Genomic DNA, 21,167 nt, shown 5'->3' on the forward strand with positions numbered 1-21,167 from the left:
CTGAAGAAAAGTGGGCTGGGGGGATTATTTCACCGTGCGCCAGATGCCGCCGGAGCAGCGGGCGATGCCGGCAAGGTCGTCGCGGCTTTGCACTTCGGCGAAGCCGCGTTCGGCCAGCAGTTGGCGCACCGCTGCGGCCTGGTCGTGGCCGTGCTCCAGCAGCAGCCAGCCGCCGTCGGCGAGGTGGGCGGGCGCGTCGCGCACGATCTGGCGGATGTCGTCGAGGCCGTCGGCGCCCGCCACCAGCGCGCGGGTCGGCTCGTGGCGCAGCGCGGGCAGGTGTGGGTCGCCATCGGCGATGTAGGGCGGGTTGCTGGCGATGACCGCGTAGCCGTCGGCGGCGCCGTCGAGCCAGCTCGCTTCGGTGAAGCGCACCGGCAGACCCAGGCGCTGTGCGTTCGCCCGGGCCACCGCGAGCGCGTCGGCGCTGGCATCGACCGCGTCGACCTGCGCATCGGGGCGCGCATGCTGCAGCGCCAGCGCAATCGCGCCGCTGCCCGTGCCGAGGTCGAGCACACGCGGGGCTAGGCGGCCATCAAGGCAGGCGAGGGCCCACTCGACCAGCGTTTCGGTGTCGGGGCGCGGCACCAGCACGCGGGCGTCGACCTGCAGCTGCAGGCCGTGGAATTCCTTCTCGCCCAGCAAGTAGGCGACCGGCTCGCCCGCCGTGCGGCGCGACAGCTGGGCCGCGAACGCAGGCCATGCCTCGCCGGGAAACGGGTCGGTGTCATGCGCGAGCAGCCAGGCGCGGTCGTTCACGGGGCGACCCAGCGCGTGCAGCAGCAGCAACTGGGCATCGAGGCGGTCGATGCCCAAGGCTGCGGCCGCGGCAAGGGCCTGTGCCACGGTGGACGGTGCGGCGGATTCGGTCATCACGCGGGCAGGCTCGATTCCAGCTCGGCCAGCTGCTCGGCCTCGCGCGCGGCGCGCAGCGCCTCGAGCACGTCGCCCAGGTCGCCTTCCATGATGGCGAGCAGCTTGTAGAGCGTGAGGTTGATGCGGTGATCGGTGAGCCGGCCCTGCGGGAAGTTGTAGGTGCGGATGCGGTCCGAGCGGTCGCCGCTGCCGATCAGGCCCTTACGCATGGCGGCGTCCTTGGCCGCGCGTTCGCTGCGGTCCTTTTCCTGGATGCGCGCCGACAGCACCTGCAGCGCCTTGGCCTTGTTGCGGTGCTGGCTGCGGTCGTCCTGGCACTCGGCCACGATGCCGGTCGGGATGTGCGTGATGCGCACGGCCGAGTCGGTCTTGTTGATGTGCTGGCCACCGGCGCCGCTCGCGCGGTAGGTGTCGATGCGCAGGTCGGCCGGGTTGATCTGCACCGCCACGGTCTCGTCGGGCTCGGCCAGCACGGCGACCGTGCAGGCGCTGGTGTGGATGCGGCCCTGCGTCTCGGTGGCCGGCACGCGCTGCACGCGGTGGCCGCCCGATTCGAAACGCAGCTTGCCGAAGACCTCGTCGCCGACGATGCGGATCACTACTTCCTTGTAGCCGCCGAGCTCGCTCGCGCTCTCGCTCACCACCTCGCAGCGCAGGCCCACGCGCTCGCAGTAGCGCGTGTACATGCGCAGCAGGTCGCCGGCGAACAGCGCCGATTCGTCGCCGCCCGTGCCGGCGCGGATTTCCATGAAGGCATTGCGCGCGTCGTCCGGGTCCTTGGGCAGCAGCAGGCGCTGCAGCTCGTCTTCGAGCTGCACCAGCTCGGCCTCGGCACCGGCGATTTCTTCCGCTGCCATCTCGGCCATGTCGGGGTCGTCGAGCATTTCTTTTGCGCCCGCGATGTCGGCCTCGCGCTGCTTGAAGCGCTCGTAGCGGCCGGCGATCTGCGTGACCTCGGCGTGCTCGCGCGAGATGGTGCGGTACTGCGCCATGTCGCTCATGATGTCTTCGCGCGAGAGCAGGAAGTCGAGCTCGCCCAGGCGTTGGACATAGCGTTCGAGTTGGTGGCGCAGAAAGGATTTCACGACGGAAGGGACTCGAAAAATGGGGAGGGGGACGCCGCAGTGCAGCGGCAGGGCGCATGAAAAGCACAGCCCGCGCGGCGGGCGGGCCATCAACGCGCGTCGTCGCTAACGCTCTTTGCGCAGGAACAGGCGCGAGAGCGTCTGCGCCGTCTGCTCGCGCGCAGCGGCATCGCCCGCGTGCAGCTCGGCCATGGCGCCGTGCATCATCTTCTGCGTGAGCCCGCGCGACATGGCTTCGAGCACGGCCTCGACCGATTCGCCCTTGGCAAGCAGCTTGCGCGCACGGGCCATTTCGGTGGCGCGCCATTCGTCGGCCTGCGCGTTGAGCTGCTGGATCAGCGGCACGGTGCCGCGCTGGCCCAGCCAGTGCATGAAGCTCTGCACGCCGGCGTCGATGATGACTTCGGCCTGCGCCACGGCGGCCTGGCGGTTGGCCTGGCCCTGCTGCACGACCTGGGCGAGGTCGTCCACGGTGTACAGGTAGATGTCTTCGAGGGCCTTCACTTCGGGCTCGATGTCGCGCGGCACGGCCAGGTCGACCATGAACATCGGGCGGTGCTTGCGTGCCTTGAGCGCGCGCTCCACGGCGCCCAGGCCGATGATCGGCAGCGTGCTCGCGGTGCAGCTGATGACGATGTCGAACTCGGCCAGCCGCGCCGGCAGGTCGGCCAGCCGCATGGCTTCGCCGCCGAAGCGCGACGCCAGCTTTTCGCCGCGCTCCAGCGTGCGGTTGGCGATGGCGATGGCCTTGGGTTCCTTGGCCGCGAAGTGCGTGGCCGCGAGGTCGATCATTTCGCCCGCGCCGACGAACAGCACGCGCGTGGTGCGCAGGTCTTCGAACAGCTGGCCGGCCAGGCGCACGGCGGCGGCGGCCATGCTGATGGAATGGGCGCCGATCTCGGTGGCGGTGCGCACTTCTTTGGCGACCGCGAACGAGCGCTGGAACAGCTGGTTGAGCGTGCTGCCGAGCGCGCCGGCGGTTTCGGCCGCGCGCACGGCGTCCTTCATCTGGCCGAGGATCTGGGCCTCGCCAAGCACCATGGAGTCGAGCCCGCTGGCCACGCGGAAGGCATGGCGTGCGGCTTCGTCGTCGTGCAGGGTGTAGGCGTGCGAGCGCAGCAGGGCGGGGGCCACGCCGCCGCTCTGGGCCAACCAGCCGAAGGTGTGGTCGAGCGCGATGTGCTCGGAGGCGCAATAGATCTCGGTGCGGTTGCAGGTTGAGATGATCGCGGCCTCGACCTGCGGGTGGCTGCTGCTGCCAAAAGAACTGCGCAAACTGTGCAGCGTCGGGGCGATCTGATCGAGCGCGAACGCGAAACGACCGCGCAGATCGAGCGGCGCGGTCGTGTGGTTCAAGCCGAGAGCCCAGACTGACATTCCATGATTATAAAATCAGCAGCCGGGCGAGGTTTGCCGAGGGGCAAATGGCTTTCCCTATGACAGCCATATGCGCCGCCACATGGCCTTCGCGCTCACTCACGGCCCCTCATGGACCTGCTGGACCTCTTCAATCACCTGCTTAATTTTGCGGCACCCGCGGCTTTCATCGCCTGGGTGCTCGTGGCCGTGGGGCGCTTTCTCGGCGGCCCGCGCACCGGCATTCCGCGCTGGTGGATGCAATGGGCGATCACCTTCGGGGCCGGCCTGCTGACCTCGCTGGCCGGCCTGATCGTCACGGGCCGCGACGGTTCGATGACCACCTATGCCGCACTGGCGGCGGTCTGCGGCACCGTGCAGTGGTTCGTGATGCGCGGCTGGGGCCGCTGAGCCGGCGTCAATCGAGCCGGCGGGCCATGTAGACCGACAGCCCGGGGTAGGTTGCCAGCCGGGCCTGTTGCGCCTCGCCGGCCGGCGCCGTGGCCGCATACCCCTGGCGCTCCCAGAACCCGACCGACGCTTGCACCGACACCAGCGTCGAATGCCGCCAGCCCGCGCGCAGTGCGTGGGCCCAAGCGTGGCGCACGAGGCGCGGCCCCAGGCCGAGCCCCGAGGCCTCGGGGTGCACCGCCAGGTCGTGCAGGTAGAGCGCGTCGGCGTCGGGCGCGACGTCGAAGTCGCCGTGCAGCGGCGTGAGCTTGCCGCGCTGCGAGGGGTAGGCCGCCAGGTAGGCCCGCACGGCGCCGCCGTGCTCGGCCACCCAGCCGGTGTGCGGCGAGGCCGCCAGCCGCCGCGCGATGAGCACGCCGTCCTCCATGAACCCCGCGCCGTAGCAGGCGAGCTGGATCGCCAGCACGGCCGCGAGATCGTCCGCGCGCATGTCGCGCACGAGAAGAGAAGGCGCTGCGTCCATCAGGCGAGCAGCAGCTTGTCGTCGTCCAGCTTCTCGCCGCGCGTCTGCTCGAACATGCGCAGCAGATCAGGCACATCGAGGCCCGAACGCTGGTCGCCGGCCACGTCGAGGATCACCTGGCCTTCGTGCAGCATCACGGTGCGCGAACCGTAGTCCAGCGCCTGGCGCATGCTGTGCGTGACCATCATCGCGGTGAGCTGGCTGCCTTCGACGATCTTGGCGGTGAGTTCCAGCACGAAGGCCGCGGTCTTCGGGTCGAGCGCGGCCGTGTGCTCGTCGAGCAGCAGGATGCGCGAGGGCCGCAGCGACGCCATCAGCAGGCTCACGGCCTGGCGCTGGCCGCCCGAGAGCAGGCCGATGCGGTCGGCCAGTCGGTTTTCGAGGCCCAGCTTCAGGATCGACAGCTTCTCGCGGAACAGTTCGCGCAGGTTGCGATTGAGCGAGAAGCCGAAGCCCCGCCGCTCGCCGCGCTTCCACGCCAGCGCCATGTTTTCCTCGATGGTCAGCGCCTCGCAGGTGCCGGCCATCGGGTCCTGGAACACGCGGGCCACCATGCCCGAGCGCTGCCAGGCGTTCAGGCGGGTCACGTCCTTGCCGTCGATTTCGAGGCGGCCCTTGTCGACCATCAGGTCGCCGCTGATCGCGTTCAGAAAGGTCGACTTGCCCGCGCCGTTCGAGCCGATCACGGTGACGAACTGGCCGGTCGGAATGTCCAGGCTCAGGCCGCGCAGCACGCGGTTTTCGATCGGCGTGCCGGGGTTGAAGGTGATTTCGAGTTGTTGCGCGCGCAGCATCAGTTCTTCCCCTTGAAGAGTCCGCCCAGCTTGCGCTTGTAGGCGGGCACCAGCAGCGCGAAGGCCACGAGCACGGCGGTGACCAGGTTCAGGTCTTGCGCCTGCAGGCCCATGAAGTCGGTGTTGAGCGCCATCGCGATGAAGAAGCGATACAGCAGCGCACCCAGCACGCAGGCCAGCGTGGTGATGACCATGCTGCGCGCGGGCAGCAGGGTCTCGCCGATGATCACGGCGGCCAGGCCGATCACGATCGTGCCCACGCCCATCGAGATGTCGGCCGTGCCCTGGCTCTGCGCAAACAGCGCACCGGCCAGCGCCACCAGCGCGTTGGAAAGCGCCAGGCCCGCCATCGTGTGGAAGTCGGTCGAGATGCCCTGCGCACGCGCCATGCGCGCGTTGCCGCCGGTGGCGCGCATCGCCAGGCCGGCTTCGGAGGCGAAGAACATGTCGACCAGGATCTTCGCAACGATCACGATCAACAGCAGCAACAGCGGCTTGGCCCACTGCTCGGGCATGCCGCCGAAGCTGACCATGCTGAACACCGTGGGTTCGGTGATGAGCGCCACGTTGGGCTTGCCCATCACGCGCAGGTTGATGGAGTACAGCGCGATCATCACCAGGATGCTCGCGAGCAGCTGCATGATCTTCAGCTTGACGTTGAGCCAGGCCGTGAGCCAGCCCGCCGCGGCACCGGCTACGCAGGCGACGGCCGTGGCGGCGGCGGGGTTCCAGCCCGCGACGATGAGCGTCGCGGCCACGGCGGCGCCCAGCGGAAAGCTGCCGTCCACCGTGAGGTCGGGAAAGTTGATGATGCGAAACGACATGAAGACGCCCAGCGCGACCAGTCCGAAAATCAGACCGATCTCGATGGCGCCCAGCGAAGCAATGAGGGACATGGGGGCTTCCGGGGAGCGCAGTCGGCGGGCCCCGGCGCCCGGCCTGCGCCGGGAGCAAAAGGCCCGCCGGGGCGGCTTTTACTTGGTGCTGACGACCTTCGCCGACTTCAGCAGCGCGTCCGACAGGGTCACGCCCTGCAGCTTGGCCGCGCCGGGGTTCACCACCAGCTCGAAGTTGGTGCTGGTCTGCGAGGCGATGGCGCCGGGCTTCTCGCCCTTGAGGATGCGCACCACGATCTTGCCGGTCTGGCGGCCGATGTCGGTGTAGTTCAGGCCCAGTGCGGCCACGGCGCCGCGCTCGACGGTGGCGGTGTCGGCGGCCACCACGGGCAGCTTGGCCTGCTGCGCCACCTTCACGATGCCCTCGAAGGCGGAGACCACGTTGTTGTCGGTGGGCGTGTAGATCACGTCGGCCTTGCCGACCAGGCTCTGGGCGGCGGTGGGCACGTCGACCGTGCGCGCGGCGGCGGCTTCGACCACGGTCATGCCAGCGTCGGCAGCGGCTTTCTTCAGCGCTGTGACGATGGCCACCGAGTTGGCTTCGCCGGGGCTGTAAATCACGCCGATGCGCTTGGCGTTCGGCACGACCTTCTTGATCAGGTCGATGTGCTTTTCGAGCGGCGACAGGTCGGACACGCCCGTCACGTTGGTGCCCGAGGGCTCCCAGTTCTTCACCAGCTTGGCGGCCACCGGGTCGGTGATGGCCGAGTACACGACGGGAATCGTCTTGGTGGCGGCCACGGTCGCCTGCGCCGACGGCGTGGCGATGGCGACGATCACGTCGGGCGCATCGCCCACGTACTTGCGGGCGATCTGGGCGGCGGTGCCCACGTTGCCCTGTGCGCTCTGGTAGCTGAACTTGAGGTTCTTGCCCACTTCGTAGCCGGCGGCCTTCAGCTCTTCCTTCACGCCGTCGCGCACGGCGTCCAGCGCCGGGTGCTCGACGATGGCGGTCACGGCGACCGACTTGTCGGCGGCCAGCGCCGGTGCGGCGGCGAGCACGCCGAGGGCCAGGGCCACGGCGCTGAAGGGGGTGCGAAGCAAAGCGTTTTTCACGTAAGGGTCTCCGGGAGGGGAAGGGGGGTGTGGGTGCGTTCGAAGCCGCCGGCAAAGCCTGGGGCGCCATTCAGCGGCCCGGATGGATGCAACGCCGTCCGGGCGCGTCGAAGTCTAGATCGTACTTTGCACAATTAAGGTGCATGAACCCCTCGGGCTTTCCCCGCTTTAAGAAACATAATTGCATCATTGAGGCATATTAGGAAACGAAATTGCAGATCATCGAACTCGACCGCACCGACCGGCGGATTCTGGAGCACCTCCAGGCGCACGGCCGCGCGTCCAACCTGGACCTGGCCGAGGTGGCCCAGCTGTCGCCCGCGCAGTGCCTGCGGCGCCACCGGCGGCTCGAAGAACTGGGGCTGATCAGCGGTTACGCCGCGCGGCTGAATGCGCGCCACATCGGGCTGGGCGTGATCGCCTTCATCCACGTCACGATGGCGCGCGGCCACGTCGACGAGCTGCCCAAGTTCCAGGACCTGATCGCCGACATGCGGCAGATCCTGGAGTGCTACTCGGTGACCGGCGACTTCGACTACGTGCTCAAGGTGGTCGCGCGCGACCTGGAGGCGTTGTCGCAGTTCTTGATGCACACGCTGATGCACATGCCGGGCGTGTCGGCTGTGCGCTCCAGCGTGTGCCTGAACGAGATCAAGTGCACGGGGGCACTGCCGCTCGAGTAGCGCGGCGAGTGCTTCAGGTGCTGGTGGTGCTCGGCAAAGGAGACGCCGGTGTGGCCGGCGCCGGCGACGGCTCGGCGGGCAGCACCGGCGCGGCGGCCGCCATCACGAGCGTCGTCGGCGTGGCCAGCGGCAGGTCGGCCTGCTTGAGCGCATCGAGGATCGTGAACAGCAGGTCGCTGCGCACGCCGCCCGCCAGCCGGGGGCTCGGCACGTAGGCGATGGCCTGGAAGATCAGCAGCCCGTTCTCGATGCCTTCGAGCGTGAGCGAGGGGGCCGGCGTTTCGAGCACGCCTTCATGCGCGCGGCAGGCTTCGAGGATCAGGTCGCGCACGCGCTGCGCGTCGGTGGTCAGCGGCATTGGCAGGCGGATCAGCACGCGGCCCTCGGCGTTGGCCAGCGTCATGTTGCGCACGGTCTTGGTGATGAACTCCGAGTTCGGCACGATCAGCGTCGAGCGGTCGCCCAGCTGGATTTCGGTGGCGCGCACGTTGATGCGCCGCACGTCGCCCTCGGTGGTGCCCAGCACCACCCAGTCGCCCACCTTCACCGGCTGCTCGGCCAGCAGGATGAGCCCCGAGATGAAGTTCTGCACGATGGCCTGCAGGCCGAAGCCGATGCCCACCGACAGCGCGCTCGCCACCCAAGCGATGCGCTCGATGCCGATGCCCAGTGCCGACAGTGAGAACGCCACCACCAGGATGCCGCCCACGTAGCCCAGCAGCGTGGTGATCGAGCTTTGCATGCCGGGCTCGAACTGCGTGCTCGGCAGGTAGCTGCGCGAGAGCCAGCGCTTGAACACCCGCAGCACGATGAAGCCGATCACCGCCACGGCCACGGCGCTGAGGATCGCGCCCGGCACCAGCTGGAACTCGCCCACCTTCACGCCGGTGCCGAGCTTGCCGCCGCGCTGGAACACCTCGCCCGGGCCCGTGCCCAGCGGCGCGGCCAGCGCCACCAGCATGTAGAAGAACAGCGCCACGCGGCTCAGGCCCGAGAGCACCGTGGCCGCCTGGTCGAGCGTCTGCGGCGCCAGGCCGAAGCTCTTCTGCAGCCGCTGGCCGGAAGCGCTGCGCGAGGACACCACGGCCATGAACAGGTCGTCGGCAAACTTGAACAGCACGTAGAAGGCCGCCGCGACGATGCCGCTCCAGGTGAGCTGCGAAGCCAGGAAGCTCGCCAGCGCCACGTAGCCGAAGGCCACCAGCACCCAGATCGCGATCACCAGCACCACGATCAGCGCCACCAGCACCCCGACCCACATCGGCCGTTCCGGCAGGCCGGCGTCGGGCGCGTCGGCGCGCAGCGCCTTCAGGCGGTACACGACGGTGCCGACCAGCGCGGTGAGCAGCAGCGCCGTCGCCACGTGCGTGGTGACCACGGCGGCAAAGCTGGCGTCGATGAGCGCGTTGATCTCGGCGGGCGTCCATGCCAGCGCGGCCACCAGCGCCACCAGCCACGGCAGCGCCGACAGGCGCTGGGCCGTGAGGTCGGGAATGGCCGGCAGGCGCCACGACGGCCGCCCCGTGGCCAGCAGCCCGCGTCCCAGGCCGATGATGAACGCCATGAAGGTCAGCGTCTGCGCCGCCGATTGCAGTGCCTTGCGCGCCTGCGCGTCCCACATCGCGTGGGCCTTGAGCACTTCGACGACGCCGTGCGCCGCCACGGCGACCAGCAGCACGTGCGTGGCGACGATGGCGATCACCAGCAGCGAGCGGCGCAGCCGCCCGGCCGGCAGCACGCGCGTGGCCAGCCGTGTCAGCCCGCGCTCGGCGGCCCACACACCGAGCCACGCGAGCAGCAGCGCGCCGATGAAGGCAGCGATCACCGGCGTGCGGCTTTCGGGCTGCAGCGCCTGATCGAAACCGTCGCCGAGCGCCGACCCGATCGCCTGCAACCGGGCCAGGTCGTCGGGCCAGGCCTCGCGCAGGTCGTCCCAGAACTCGCCGCCGAGCGGCGAGGCGGCGCGGCTGGTGAGCTCGGCCTCGAACTGCTGGCGCCGCTGCGACACCACGTCGGTGCCGCGCTGGCGCACGTCGATCGCCAGCAGCCGGGCCAGGCGGATGTCCGCGTCGAGCGCATTGCGCTCCTTGGTCAGCTGCGCGCGCTGGCGCGTGATGTTGGGGTCTTCGGTGGCGCCGGCGGCGGGCGGGTTGCCGAGCTCGCCGAGCCGTGCGTTCAGGTCGGCCAGTTCGCTGGCGCGGGCGGCGACGAACTTGTCGGCCTGCACGCCGATTTCGTTGATCTGCGCGAGCTGCTTGCGGGCGTCGTCGTCTTCGGCGCCCGGCACGACACTGGCGTTGGCCTTGCCCGTCGGCGCGATGCGCGCGAACTGCGCGCGCAGCTCTGCAATGGTGGGTGGCGGGGCTGCGGCGGCGGCCGCGGTGTTGGCGCTGTTGTTGGGGTTGCCGTTGCCGGCGTTCATGCTGGCGTCGGGCTGCGCGAGGGCGCTGCCGCACATCAGCAGGGCCCACACGGTCAACGCGGCCAGGAGGGCGGGGAGGCGCAGGCCCGCGAGGCGAGAGGTCCGATTCATGGCCGCATCATAGAAGCCGCCATGACGTAAGAACGGGTAAGAAATGCAGCCTCAGCCCGCGGGACTGAACAGGTCGACGCGGTCGGTGATGATGCCGTCGGTGCCCAGGTCGATGAGCCGCTGCGCGGCCCAGTCGTCGTTCACCGTGTAGCTCAGCGAGCGCAGGCCCGCGCCATGCACCTGCGCCACGGTGGCGGCGTCCCACAGCGCGTGGTTGCAGACGATGGCCTGGCAACCCAGGCTCAGCGCGGTGTCGAGCCAGCCGTTCCACAGCGTGTCGAGCAGCAGGCCGCGCGGCAGTTCGGGCTGCACGGCCTGGGCGCCCTTCAGCGCGTCGATCTGGAACGAGGTGAGCAGCGGCGGCACGGCCGCGCCCTGCCAGAGGCGCGCGGCTTCGCGTGCCACCACTTCGCCGGTCTCGCGTTCGGTGCCGGGCGTGGGCTTGATCTCGATGTTCAGCAGCAGGTCGTTGGCCAGGCAGAAGCGCGCCAGGTTCTCCAGCGTGGGCAGCGGCTCGCCTGCGAAGGCGCGCGAATGCCAGCCGCCGGCGTCGAGCTGCGACAGCGCGCCCCACGCCTGCTGGCCGCCGATGCCGTGGCCGTTGGTGGTGCGATCGAGCGTGGCGTCGTGCATCAAAAAGACCACGCCGTCGGCGCTGAGCTTGGCATCGCACTCGAACATGCGGTAGCCGTGCGACGCGCCGAAGCGGAAGGCGGCGAGCGTGTTTTCAGGCGCCAGCTTGCCGGCGCCGCGGTGCGCGACCCAGCGGGGGTAGGGCCAGGGGCTGCGTTCGGCCATCGCTCAGTCTGCCCGCTTGCCCGATCCGGCGTCGAACCAGTGCAGCTTGTCTTCGCGCGCGGCAATCTTCACCGTGTCGCCGGCCACCGGCGGATGGTCGCCCTCGTCGGTGCGCATGATGATCTGCTCCTCGCCGATGCGGCCGTACACCAGGCGCTCGGCGCCCAGCAGTTCGACCTGCTCGACCTGCACCGTCCAGCCGCTTTCGTCGAGCTTCATGTGCTCGGGGCGGATGCCGAGGATCTGCCCCGGGCGCACGCCCGGTGCGTGCCGCAGCAGGTTCATCGGCGGCGAGCCGATGAAGCTCGCCACGAACGTGGTGGCCGGGCGCGAATACACCTCTTCAGGCGTCGCGAACTGGTCCATCACGCCGCCGTTCATCACGATGATGCGTTGCGCCAGCGTCATGGCCTCGACCTGGTCGTGCGTGACGAACAGCGAGGTGATGCCGAGTTCGCGGTGCAGCTTCTGGATTTCGAGGCGGGTCTGCGCACGCAGCTTGGCGTCGAGGTTCGACAGCGGTTCGTCGAACAGGAACACGCGCGGCTGGCGCACGATGGCGCGGCCCATGGCCACGCGCTGACGCTGGCCGCCCGAGAGTTCGCGCGGCTTGCGCTCCAGCAGGTGGCCCAGCTCGAGGATCTTGGCCGCCTTGTCGACGCGCACCTTGATCTCGTCCTTCGGCACCTTGGCGATCTTCAGGCCGTAGGCCATGTTGGCGAACACGCTCATGTGCGGATAGAGCGCGTAGTTCTGGAACACCATCGCGATATCGCGCTCGGAAGGTTCGAGCTGGTTCACGACCTTGCCGCCGATGGCGATCTCGCCGGCCGAGATTTCCTCGAGGCCGGCCACCATGCGAAGCAGCGTCGACTTGCCGCAGCCCGAGGGGCCGACGATGACGATGAACTCATGGTCGGCGATCTCGGCGCTCACGCCGTGGATGACCTGGTTGGCTTTCGGCCCGTGGCCGTAGCGCTTGATGACGTTGCGTAGGGAGAGAGCAGCCATAGTTATTTTTCAGTGTCCACGAGGCCCTTGACGAACCACTTTTGCATCAGGATCACCACCAGCGCGGGCGGCAGCATCGCCAGGATGGCGGTGGCCATCACGACGTTCCATTCGTTCTGTCCGTCGCCGCCGGCAATCATTCGCTTGATGCCGACCACCACGGGGTACATGTCTTCGCTCGTGGTCGCGAGCAGCGGCCACAGGTACTGGTTCCAGCCGTAGATGAACTGGATCACGAACAGCGCCGCGATCGAGGTCTTCGACAGCGGCAGCAGCACGTCGAAGAAGAAGCGCATGGGGCTCGCGCCGTCCATGCGCGACGCTTCGGTGAGCTCGTCGGGCACCGTGAGGAAGAACTGGCGGAACAGGAAGGTCGCCGTGGCCGACGCGATCAGCGGCACCGTCAGGCCCGCGTAGGTGTTCAGCATGTTCAGGTCGGACAGCACCTTGTAGGTGGGCAGGATGCGCACCTCCACCGGCAGCATCAGCGTCACGAAGATCGCCCAGAAGCAGATCTTCTTGAACGGGAAGCGGAAGTACACGATGGCGAAGGCCGACAGCAGCGAGATGGTGATCTTGCCGATGGCGATGACCATGGCCGTCACGAAGCTCACCCACATCATGTGCGCCACCGGGGCGTTGGAGCCCGCACTGTTCTCGCGTCCGAAGAGCGCGCCCTTGTAGCTGTCGACGATGTTCGAGCCCGGTGTGAGGGGCATCGGCGCCTGCACGATCTCCTGGGCCGTGTGCGTGGAGGCCACGAACGCCAGGTAGAGCGGGAAGGCGACGATGAACACGCCCAGGATCATGATGACGTGGGCCAGGATGCCCTGCGTGCCGCGTTTCTCAACCATGCTGCGCTCCGCCCAGTTTGATTTGTTCTTGTTGCTTCATCAGTACTGCACCTTCTTCTCGACGTAGCGGAACTGGATGACCGTCAGCGCCACCACGATCACCATCAGCACCACCGACTGCGCGGCCGAACCGCCCAGGTCGAGGCCCTTGAAACCGTCGTGGTAGACCTTGTAGACCAGGATGGTCGTGTCCTTGCCCGGGCCGCCTTGCGTGGCCGCATCGACGATCGCGAAGGTGTCGAAGAAGGCGTAGACCACATTGATCACCAGCAGGAAGAAGGTGGTGGGCGACAGCAGCGGGAACTGCACGGTCCAGAAGCGGCGCCACGGGCGCGCGCCGTCGATGGCCGCGGCCTCGATCAGCGACTTCGGAATCGACTGCAGCCCGGCCAGGAAGAACAGGAAGTTGTACGAGATCTGCTTCCACACCGAGGCCATCACGATCAGCGTCATGGCGTGGCCCGAGTCGAGCAGGTGGTTCCAGTTGATGCCGATCTTGCCCAGCGCATAGGCCACCACGCCCAGAGAGGGCGAGAACATGAAGACCCACAGCACGGCCGCCACGGCGGGCGCCACGGCGTAGGGCAGGATCAGCATGGTCTTGTAGAACATGCCGCCGCGGGTGATGCGGTCGGCGAACACGGCCAGCATCAGCGACAGACTGATGCCGATGCCGGCCACCAGCACCGAGAACAGCGCGGTGGTCTTGAACGACTCGCCATAGGCCGGGTCGTTGAAGAGCTGGCGGAAGTTGTCGAACCCGACGAACTCGACCGACGTGCCGAACGCGTCCTGCTGCTGCAGCGACTGCAACAGCGCCTGGCCGGCCGGCCAGAAGAAAAACACGAGGATCACCGCCATCTGCGGTGTCAGCAGCAGCCAGGGCAACCAGCCCGAGCGAAAGAAAACGCGTTTTTCCATGAAGCCTCTACATAAAAATCCCGCCCGGCACGCCCTTGAACAAGGGCGTGCGGGGGCGGGCGATATTAGCCGGACACGGAGCCCGGAACTTCAATCGTTAGCTTTTGTTCGCCTTTTGGAAGCGTTCGAGCTGCTCGTTGCCGCGGGTCACGATGGCGTCGAGGGCTTCCTTGGCGGTCTTCTTGCCGCCCCAGACCTGTTCGAGCTCTTCGTCCTCGATGGCGCGGATCTGCACGTAGTTGCCCAGGCGGATGCCGCGGCTCTTGTCGGTGACCTTGCGGATCATCTGCGTCACGGCCACGTCGGTGCCGGGGTTCTGCTTGTAGAAGCCCGAGTCTTCGGTGAGCTTGTACGAGGCCGTGGTCACCGGCAGGTAGCCGGTGCGCTTGTGGCTGGCGGACTGCACTTCAGGCGTCGAGATGAAGCTGAAGAACTTGGCCACGCCCTTGTACTCGGCGGCCTTCTTGCCCGACATGACCCACAGGCTGGCGCCACCGATCACGGTGTTCTGCGGTGCGCCCGGCACGTCCGGGTAGTAGGGCAGGGGTGCCAGGCCGTAGGCGAACTTGGCGTTCTTGGCCACGTTGCCGTAGAAGCCCGACGACGTGTTGATCATGGCGCACTCGCCCGACACGAACGAGGCTTCAGGCACGTTGCCGCGGCCCTTGTAGATGAACAGGCCCTGCTTGGACATGCTGGCCAGGTTCTCGATGTGGCGCTGGTGCAGCGGCGAATTCACCTTCAGGCGCGCGTCCAGGCCCTGCAGGCCGTTGGCCTTGCTGGCGAACTCGACGTTGTGCCAGGCCGAGAAGCTCTCGACCTGCGTCCAGTTCTGCCAAGCCGTGGTGAACGGGCACTTGTGGCCGCTGGCCTTGAGCTTGGCGGCGGCCGCCACCACTTCGGGCCAGGTCGACGGTGCCTTGTCGGTGGGCAGGCCGGCGGCCTTGAAGGCGTCCTTGTTGATGTAGAAGATCGTGGTCGAGCTGTTGAACGGGAAGCTCAGCATCTGGCCGTTGGGGGCGGTGTAGTAACCGGCCACGGCGGGGATGTAGGCGGCCGGGTCGAACTTCTCGCCCGCGTCCTTCATGACCTGGCCGACCGGAATGATCGCGCCCTTGCTGGCCATCATGGTGGCGGTGCCCACTTCGAACACCTGCAGGATGTGCGGTGCGTTGCCGGCGCGGAAGGCCGCGATGGAGGCCGTCATGGATTCGTCGTACGTGCCCTTGAAGGTCGGCACGATCTTGTAGTCCTTCTGGCTTTCGTTGAACTGCTTGGCCAGGTCGTTGACCCACTCGTTGTTGACGGCGGTCATGGAATGCCACCACTGGATTTCGGTCTGGGCCTGGGCTGCATTGAACAGCGTGGCGGCCAGCGCCGATGCCAACGCGAGCGTCTTGAATCGCATGAAGTCTCCTCGGGGAAAAAATGGAAAGCGCGAATGCTAGGGCATGTGCGTGACACAGCCGCGTCACATTGGGGCACGGACCCGGGGGCTATTCCAATCGGGGAAACCCCTTTAGCGTCAAGCCCGGCGCGGCTTGCGGGGCGCTTGCTGCGCTGCACCATGCTAGCATCGTCCTCCCCTTTTTCTGGCCTAGCTTGTCGCCATGGCCGGGGTCTTCCTGAGTACGCCATGAGCAGCAAAACCTCCCTCGACAAAAGCAGGATCAAGTTCCTTTTGCTCGAAGGCATCCACCCCTCGGCCGTGGAGGTGCTGCGCGCCGCCGGCTACACCAACATCGAGGCGCTGCCGGGTGCGCTGCCCGACGCCGAACTCAAGGCCAAGATCGCCGACGTGCACTTCGTGGGCATCCGCTCGCGCACCCAGCTGACGGCCGAGGTGTTCGCTGCCGCGCACAAGCTGGTGGCGGCCGGGTGCTTCTGCATCGGCACCAACCAGGTCGACCTCGAGGCCGCCCGCGAGCACGGCGTGGCCGTGTTCAACGCCCCGTATTCCAACACCCGCTCGGTGGCCGAGCTGGTGCTGGCCGAAGCCATCCTGCTGCTGCGCGGCGTGCCCGAGAAAAGCGCCGTGGCGCACCGCGGCGGCTGGCTCAAGTCGGCCGACAACGCTTTTGAAATCCGCGGCAAGACGCTGGGCATCGTGGGCTACGGCTCCATCGGCGCGCAGCTGTCGGTGCTGGCCGAGGCGCTGGGCATGCACGTGGCCTTCTACGACGTGGTCACCAAGCTGCCGCTGGGCAACGCCCGCCAGGTGCGCGAGCTGCACCAGCTGCTGGCCCAGAGCGACATCGTGACGCTGCACGTGCCCGAGACGCAGGCCACGCAATGGATGATCGGCGCGCCCGAGATCGCCGCCATGAAGCCGGGCTCGATCCTGATCAACGCCTCGCGCGGCACCGTGGTCGAAATCGAGCCGCTGGCCGAGGCCCTGAAGAGCAAGAAGCTGCTGGGCGCCGCCATCGACGTGTTCCCGGTCGAGCCGCGCACCAACAAGGACGAGTTCCAGTCGCCGCTGCGCGGGCTGGACAACGTGATCCTCACGCCGCACATCGGCGGCTCGACCATGGAGGCGCAGGCCAACATCGGGCTCGAAGTGGCCGAGAAGCTGGTGAAGTACAGCGACAACGGCACCTCGACCTCGTCGGTCAACTTCCCCGAGGTGGCGCTGCCGGCGCACCCGGGCAAGCACCGCCTGCTGCACATCCACCGCAACGTGCCGGGCGTGCTGTCCGAGATCAACAAGATCTTCTCGGACAACAATATCAACATCTCCTCGCAGTTCCTGCAGACGAACGAGAAGGTCGGCTACGTCGTGATGGACATCGACGCGGCCTCGTCCGACCTGGCGCTGGAGAAGCTGGCCAAGGTGAACGGGACGATCCGCAGCCGGGTGCTGTTCTAAGCCCCTTGTCTTTCTCCCTCTCCCGCCGGGAGAGGGCGGCGTGAGAGCCGGCGGCCCCACGCCAAGGCAGGCATCGGGCCTGCCATAGGGAATAGCGGAACGGGAAGGGCAAAGACCCCAAGGCCTGCCCTAAAATCCACCCCCCGGCTACATGGGCGCGCAGCGCCTGGCCAAGGGCCCCACCCGATGAATGCTCCGACCGCGTTGAATACGCTGTTGTCACAGGCCGCAGAGCCTGTACGACTGCGCGAGATCCCGTACAACTACACCAGCTTCTCCGACCGGGAGATCGTGCTTCGCCTGCTGGGCGAACGCGGCTGGGACCTGCTGCAGACCCTGCGTGCCGAGCGCCGCACCGGCCGATCCGCGCGCATGCTCTACGAGGTGCTGGGCGACATCTGGGTCGTGCAGCGCAACCCTTACCTCGTCGACGACCTGCTCGACAACCCGCGCCGCCGCGGCCAGCTGGTCGACGCCCTGCGCCACCGCCTGGGCGAAGTGCAGAAGCGCCGCACCCCCGACAGCGACCTGCCGCGCGACCAGCTGGTGGGCGAGCTCACCGGCCTCGTCAGCCAGGCCGTCGCCGCCTTCGACGAGACCTTCCGCGAAGTCGCCGCCCTGCGCCGCAAGGCCACGCGCGTGCTGCGCCGGCTCACAGCCAAGGACAACATCAAGTTCGACGGCCTCTCGCGCGTGTCGCACGTGACCGACGCCACCGACTGGCGCGTCGAGTACCCGTTCGTCGTGCTGTGCCCCGACACCGAGGTCGAGATGGCGCTCTTGGTCAAGGGCTGCATCGAGCTGGGCCTGACCATCATTCCGCGCGGGGGCGGCACCGGCTACACCGGCGGCGCCATTCCGCTGACCTGGAAGAGCGTGGTCATCAACACCGAGAAGCTCGAGGCCATGACCGAGGTCGAGCACATCTCGATGCCCGGCCTGGACGCGCCCGTGCCCACCATCTGGACCGAGGCCGGCGTGGTCACCCAGCGCGTGGCCGACGCGGCCGAGCGTGCGGGCTTCGTGTTCGCGGTCGACCCGACCTCGGCCGAGGCCTCGTGCGTCGGCGGCAACGTCGCCATGAACGCCGGCGGCAAGAAGGCCGTGCTCTGGGGCACGGCGCTCGACAACCTCGCCTCGTGGCGCATGGTCACGCCGCAGGCCGAATGGCTCGAAGTGACCCGCATCGGCCACAACCTGGGCAAGATCCACGACGCCGAGAGCGCCCTGTTCGAGCTGCAGTACTTCGCCGCCGACGGCAAGACCCCGCTGCGCACCGAGCGCCTCGACATTCCCGGCAAGACCTTCCGCAAGGAGGGCCTGGGCAAGGACGTGACCGACAAGTTCCTTTCGGGCCTGCCGGGCATCCAGAAGGAAGGCTGCGACGGCCTTATCACCAGCTGCCGCTGGGTGGTGCACAAGATGCCGGCGCACACGCGCACCGTGTGCCTCGAATTCTTCGGCAACGCCAAGGATGCGGTGCCCAGCATCGTCGAGATCAAGGACTTCATGTTCGCCGAGCAGAAGCGCTCGGGCGTGCTGCTGGCCGGCCTCGAGCACCTGGACGACCGCTACCTCAAGGCCGTCGGCTACGCCACCAAGTCGAAGAAGCACGGCGGCCTGCCGAAGATGGTGCTGTTCGGCGACATCGCGGGCGACGACGCCGACGCGGTGGCCCGCGTCACCTCGGAAGTTGTGCGCATCGCCAACTCGCGCAGCGGCGAAGGCTTCATTGCCATCAGCCCCGAAGCGCGCAAGAAATTCTGGCTCGACCGCAAGCGCACGGCCGCCATCAGCAAGCACACCAACGCCTTCAAGATCAACGAAGACGTGGTGATTCCGCTGCCGCGCATGGCCGAGTACAGCGACGGCATCGAGCGCATCAACATCGAGCTGTCGCTGCAGAACAAGCTGGCGCTCACCGACGCGCTCGAAGCGTTCTTCACACGCGGCAACCTGCCGTTGGGCAAGACCGACGACGCGCACGAGATTCCCGCGGCCGAGCTGCTGGAAGACCGCGTGGCGCAGGCCGTGGCGCTGGTGCACGAGGTGCGCGCGCTGTGGGCCGGCTGGCTGCAGAACGTTGACGCGCTGTTCCCGCAACTGCAGGACCACACGCTGCGCGCGAGTTGGAAGACCCAGTTGCGCCAGCCGCTGCAGGAGATTTTTTCGGGCGCCGAGTTCGGGCCGATCCTGGCCGAGTGCACCGCCATCCACAAGCAGGTGCTCAAGGGCCGCGTGTGGGTCGCGCTGCACATGCACGCGGGCGACGGCAACGTGCACACCAACCTGCCCGTCAACAGCGACAACTACGAGATGCTGCAGACCGCGCACGCCGCGGTGGTGCGCATCATGGCGCTGGCACGCAGCCTGGACGGCGTGATCTCGGGCGAGCACGGCATCGGCATCACGAAGCTCGAATTCCTGAGCGACGAAGAGCTGCGCCCGTTCACCGAGTACAAGGCCCGGGTCGACCCCGAAGGCCGCTTCAACAAGGGCAAGCTGCTGCGCGCGCCCGCGGGGCAGCCGCAGACGCTGCACGCCGACCTGACCAACGCCTACACGCCGAGCTTCGGTCTCATGGGGCACGAGTCTTTGATCATGCAGCAGAGCGACATCGGCGCCATTGCCGACAGCGTGAAGGACTGCCTGCGCTGCGGCAAGTGCAAACCGGTGTGCGCCACGCACGTGCCGCGCGCCAACCTGCTGTACAGCCCGCGCAACAAGATCCTCGCGACCTCGCTGCTGGTGGAGGCCTTCCTCTACGAAGAGCAGACGCGGCGCGGCATCAGCATCAAGCACTGGGAAGAGTTCGAGGACGTGGCCGACCACTGCACCGTGTGCCACAAGTGCCTCACGCCGTGTCCCGTGAAGATCGACTTCGGCGACGTGTCGATGAACATGCGCAACCTGCTGCGCAAGATGGGCCAGAAGAGCTTCCGCCCCGGCAACGCGGCCGCGATGTTCTTCCTGAACGCGACCAACCCGCAGACCATCAAGGCGGTGCGCGCGGGCATGGTGGGCATCGGCTTCAAGGCGCAGCGCATGGCCAACGACCTGCTGCGTGGCTTGGCGAAAAAGCAGACGGCGCTCCCGCCGGCCACGTTGGGCCCGGCACCGATCAAGGAGCAGGTGATCCACTTCATCAACAAGAAGATGCCGGGCAACCTGCCGAAGAAGACGGCGCGCGCGCTGCTCGACATCGAGGACGCCGACTACGTGCCGATCATTCGCGACCCGAAGACGACCACGTCGGAAACCGAGGCGGTCTTCTACTTCCCGGGCTGCGGGTCGGAGCGGCTGTTCTCGCAGGTCGGCCTGGCCACGCAGGCGATGCTCTGGCACGCGGGCGTGCAGACCGTGTTGCCGCCGGGCTACCTGTGCTGCGGCTATCCGCAACGCGGCAGCGGCCAGTTCGACAAGGCCGAGAAGATGATCACGGACAACCGCGTGCTCTTCCACCGCGTCGCCAACACGCTCAACTACCTGGACATCAAGACGGTGGTGGTGAGCTGCGGCACCTGCTACGACCAGCTGCAGGGCTACCAGTTCGACAAGATCTTCCCGGGCTGCCGGATCATCGACATTCACGAGTACCTGCTCGAAAAGGGCATCACGCTGGCCGATGCGGGCGGTGGCGGCTACCTGTACCACGACCCCTGCCATTCGCCGATGAAGCTGCAGGACCCGATGAAGACCGTGAAGGCGCTGGTCGGCGACAACGTGCTCAAGAACGACCGCTGCTGCGGCGAGTCGGGCACGCTGGGTGTGTCGCGCCCCGACATCTCGACGCAGATCCGCTTCCGCAAGGAAGAAGAACTGAAAAAGGGCGAAGCCGCCCTGCGCGACGCCGGCCAGGTCGGCGCGACCGACAACGTGAAGATCCTCACCAGCTGCCCGAGCTGCCTGCAAGGCCTCTCGCGCTACGGCAACGACCTGAACAACGGCCTGCTCGAAGCCGACTACATCGTGGTCGAGATGGCCAACAAGCTGCTCGGCGACGACTGGATGCCGAAGTACGTGGCGGCCGCCAACCAGGGCGGCATCGAGCGGGTGCTGGTATGACGGCAGTCGCAGGTTGCCCGCTGTGCGACGCGCCCGGCGGGCGTGTCGTGTTCGAAGGCGCGAAGCTGCGCGTCATCCATGCACAGGAGGAAGGCTTTCCGGCTTTCTATCGCGTGGTGTGGCGTGACCATGCAGCGGAGTTCTCCGATCTCGACACGGCCGACCGCGTGCTGTGCATGGAGGCCGTGGTGCGCGTGGAGCAATGCCTGCGCGACGCGCTCGCGCCCACCAAGCTCAACATTGCCGCGCTCGGCAACATGGTGGCGCACCTGCACTGGCATGTGATCGCGCGCTTCGACTGGGACAGCCATTTCCCCGGGTCGGTCTGGGCCGCCGTGCAGCGAACCGCGCCGGCCGAGCGGCTGGCCGCCGTGCAGGCGCTGCTGCCGCAGGCGGAGGCCGACATGGTCCGTCGGCTCGCGACGCTGGCCTGACG

Annotated in this window: 18 protein-coding genes; 5 read left to right on the top strand and 13 right to left on the bottom strand. The window is 67.7% G+C overall.

What is annotated here, in order from left to right:
- Positions 1-24 precede the first annotated feature (24 nt).
- The 3 genes from prmC to hemA form a co-directional block, all read right to left on the bottom strand.
- Complete coding sequence (prmC, locus tag RZE79_RS06545; RefSeq protein WP_319359501.1) at positions 25-873, bottom strand: peptide chain release factor N(5)-glutamine methyltransferase; 849 nt, start codon at positions 871-873, stop codon at positions 25-27.
- Positions 873-1,961 (bottom strand): peptide chain release factor 1, encoded by a 1,089-nt coding sequence (gene prfA, locus RZE79_RS06550; protein WP_319359502.1) that lies wholly within the window; start codon positions 1,959-1,961, stop codon positions 873-875. The genes prmC and prfA overlap by 1 nt, the downstream gene beginning before the upstream one ends.
- A 105-nt stretch (positions 1,962-2,066) precedes the next feature.
- Entirely contained in the window at positions 2,067-3,338 is a 1,272-nt protein-coding gene (gene hemA, locus RZE79_RS06555) for a glutamyl-tRNA reductase (RefSeq protein WP_319359503.1), read from the bottom strand.
- Between the two features lie 111 nt (positions 3,339-3,449).
- Here hemA and RZE79_RS06560 point away from each other — a divergent pair, with 111 nt between their 5' ends.
- A complete protein-coding gene (locus tag RZE79_RS06560; RefSeq protein WP_319359504.1) occupies positions 3,450-3,728 on the top strand; it encodes a hypothetical protein in 279 nt (92 codons plus the stop codon).
- Positions 3,729-3,735: 7 nt separating this feature from the next.
- Here the strand turns inward: RZE79_RS06560 and RZE79_RS06565 are convergent, their stop codons facing one another.
- The 4 genes from RZE79_RS06565 to RZE79_RS06580 all read right to left on the bottom strand — a co-directional run bounded on the left by RZE79_RS06565 (position 3,736) and on the right by RZE79_RS06580 (position 6,997).
- Positions 3,736-4,251, bottom strand: a complete 516-nt coding sequence (locus RZE79_RS06565) for a GNAT family N-acetyltransferase (protein ID WP_319359505.1) — start codon at positions 4,249-4,251, stop codon at positions 3,736-3,738.
- The gene (locus RZE79_RS06570; RefSeq protein WP_099792327.1) at positions 4,251-5,045 is read right to left on the bottom strand and encodes an ABC transporter ATP-binding protein; all 795 of its coding nucleotides are present in this window, start codon (positions 5,043-5,045) and stop codon (positions 4,251-4,253) included. Before RZE79_RS06570 ends, RZE79_RS06565 begins: the two co-directional genes overlap by 1 nt.
- Positions 5,045-5,941, bottom strand: a complete 897-nt coding sequence (locus RZE79_RS06575; RefSeq protein ID WP_319359506.1) for an ABC transporter permease — start codon at positions 5,939-5,941, stop codon at positions 5,045-5,047. Before RZE79_RS06575 ends, RZE79_RS06570 begins: the two co-directional genes overlap by 1 nt.
- Before the next feature lie 78 nt (positions 5,942-6,019).
- Positions 6,020-6,997, bottom strand: a complete 978-nt coding sequence (locus RZE79_RS06580) for an ABC transporter substrate-binding protein (protein WP_319359507.1) — start codon at positions 6,995-6,997, stop codon at positions 6,020-6,022.
- Between the two features lie 212 nt (positions 6,998-7,209).
- Between RZE79_RS06580 and RZE79_RS06585 the strand changes: the two genes are divergently transcribed.
- Positions 7,210-7,680 (top strand): Lrp/AsnC family transcriptional regulator, encoded by a 471-nt coding sequence (locus tag RZE79_RS06585; protein ID WP_153285776.1) that lies wholly within the window; start codon positions 7,210-7,212, stop codon positions 7,678-7,680.
- Between the two features lie 13 nt (positions 7,681-7,693).
- Here the strand turns inward: RZE79_RS06585 and RZE79_RS06590 are convergent, their stop codons facing one another.
- The 6 genes from RZE79_RS06590 to ugpB form a co-directional block, all read right to left on the bottom strand.
- On the bottom strand, positions 7,694-10,213 hold the full coding sequence (locus RZE79_RS06590; protein WP_319359508.1) for a DUF3772 domain-containing protein: 2,520 nt from the start codon (positions 10,211-10,213) through the stop codon (positions 7,694-7,696).
- Between the two features lie 51 nt (positions 10,214-10,264).
- On the bottom strand, positions 10,265-11,011 hold the full coding sequence (gene ugpQ / locus RZE79_RS06595) for a glycerophosphodiester phosphodiesterase (RefSeq protein ID WP_319359509.1): 747 nt from the start codon (positions 11,009-11,011) through the stop codon (positions 10,265-10,267).
- A gap of 3 nt (positions 11,012-11,014) precedes the next feature.
- Positions 11,015-12,022 (bottom strand): sn-glycerol-3-phosphate import ATP-binding protein UgpC, encoded by a 1,008-nt coding sequence (locus RZE79_RS06600; protein WP_319359510.1) that lies wholly within the window; start codon positions 12,020-12,022, stop codon positions 11,015-11,017.
- 2 nt (positions 12,023-12,024) lie between these two features.
- Complete coding sequence (ugpE, locus tag RZE79_RS06605) at positions 12,025-12,876, bottom strand: sn-glycerol-3-phosphate ABC transporter permease UgpE (RefSeq protein ID WP_099792315.1); 852 nt, start codon at positions 12,874-12,876, stop codon at positions 12,025-12,027.
- A 39-nt stretch (positions 12,877-12,915) separates the two neighbouring features.
- The gene (gene ugpA, locus RZE79_RS06610) at positions 12,916-13,797 is read right to left on the bottom strand and encodes a sn-glycerol-3-phosphate ABC transporter permease UgpA (protein ID WP_153285772.1); all 882 of its coding nucleotides are present in this window, start codon (positions 13,795-13,797) and stop codon (positions 12,916-12,918) included.
- Positions 13,798-13,894: 97 nt separating this feature from the next.
- Positions 13,895-15,205 (bottom strand): sn-glycerol-3-phosphate ABC transporter substrate-binding protein UgpB, encoded by a 1,311-nt coding sequence (ugpB, locus tag RZE79_RS06615; RefSeq protein ID WP_319359511.1) that lies wholly within the window; start codon positions 15,203-15,205, stop codon positions 13,895-13,897.
- A gap of 228 nt (positions 15,206-15,433) precedes the next feature.
- On the opposite strand from ugpB, the gene serA reads away from it, so the two are divergent.
- The 3 genes from serA to RZE79_RS06630 all read left to right on the top strand — a co-directional run bounded on the left by serA (position 15,434) and on the right by RZE79_RS06630 (position 21,165).
- Positions 15,434-16,666, top strand: a complete 1,233-nt coding sequence (gene serA / locus RZE79_RS06620; protein WP_319359512.1) for a phosphoglycerate dehydrogenase — start codon at positions 15,434-15,436, stop codon at positions 16,664-16,666.
- 186 nt (positions 16,667-16,852) lie between these two features.
- Positions 16,853-20,731 carry an FAD/FMN-binding oxidoreductase gene (locus tag RZE79_RS06625; RefSeq protein WP_319359513.1) on the top strand — a complete coding sequence of 1,293 codons (3,879 nt, stop codon included), beginning with the start codon at positions 16,853-16,855 and terminating at the stop codon, positions 20,729-20,731.
- The gene (locus RZE79_RS06630; RefSeq protein ID WP_319359514.1) at positions 20,728-21,165 is read left to right on the top strand and encodes an HIT family protein; all 438 of its coding nucleotides are present in this window, start codon (positions 20,728-20,730) and stop codon (positions 21,163-21,165) included. The genes RZE79_RS06625 and RZE79_RS06630 overlap by 4 nt, the downstream gene beginning before the upstream one ends.
- Positions 21,166-21,167 lie beyond the last annotated feature (2 nt).

It is taken from the genome of Variovorax sp. EBFNA2 (assembly GCF_033802765.1).
GTDB lineage: Bacteria > Pseudomonadota > Gammaproteobacteria > Burkholderiales > Burkholderiaceae_C > Variovorax > Variovorax paradoxus_H.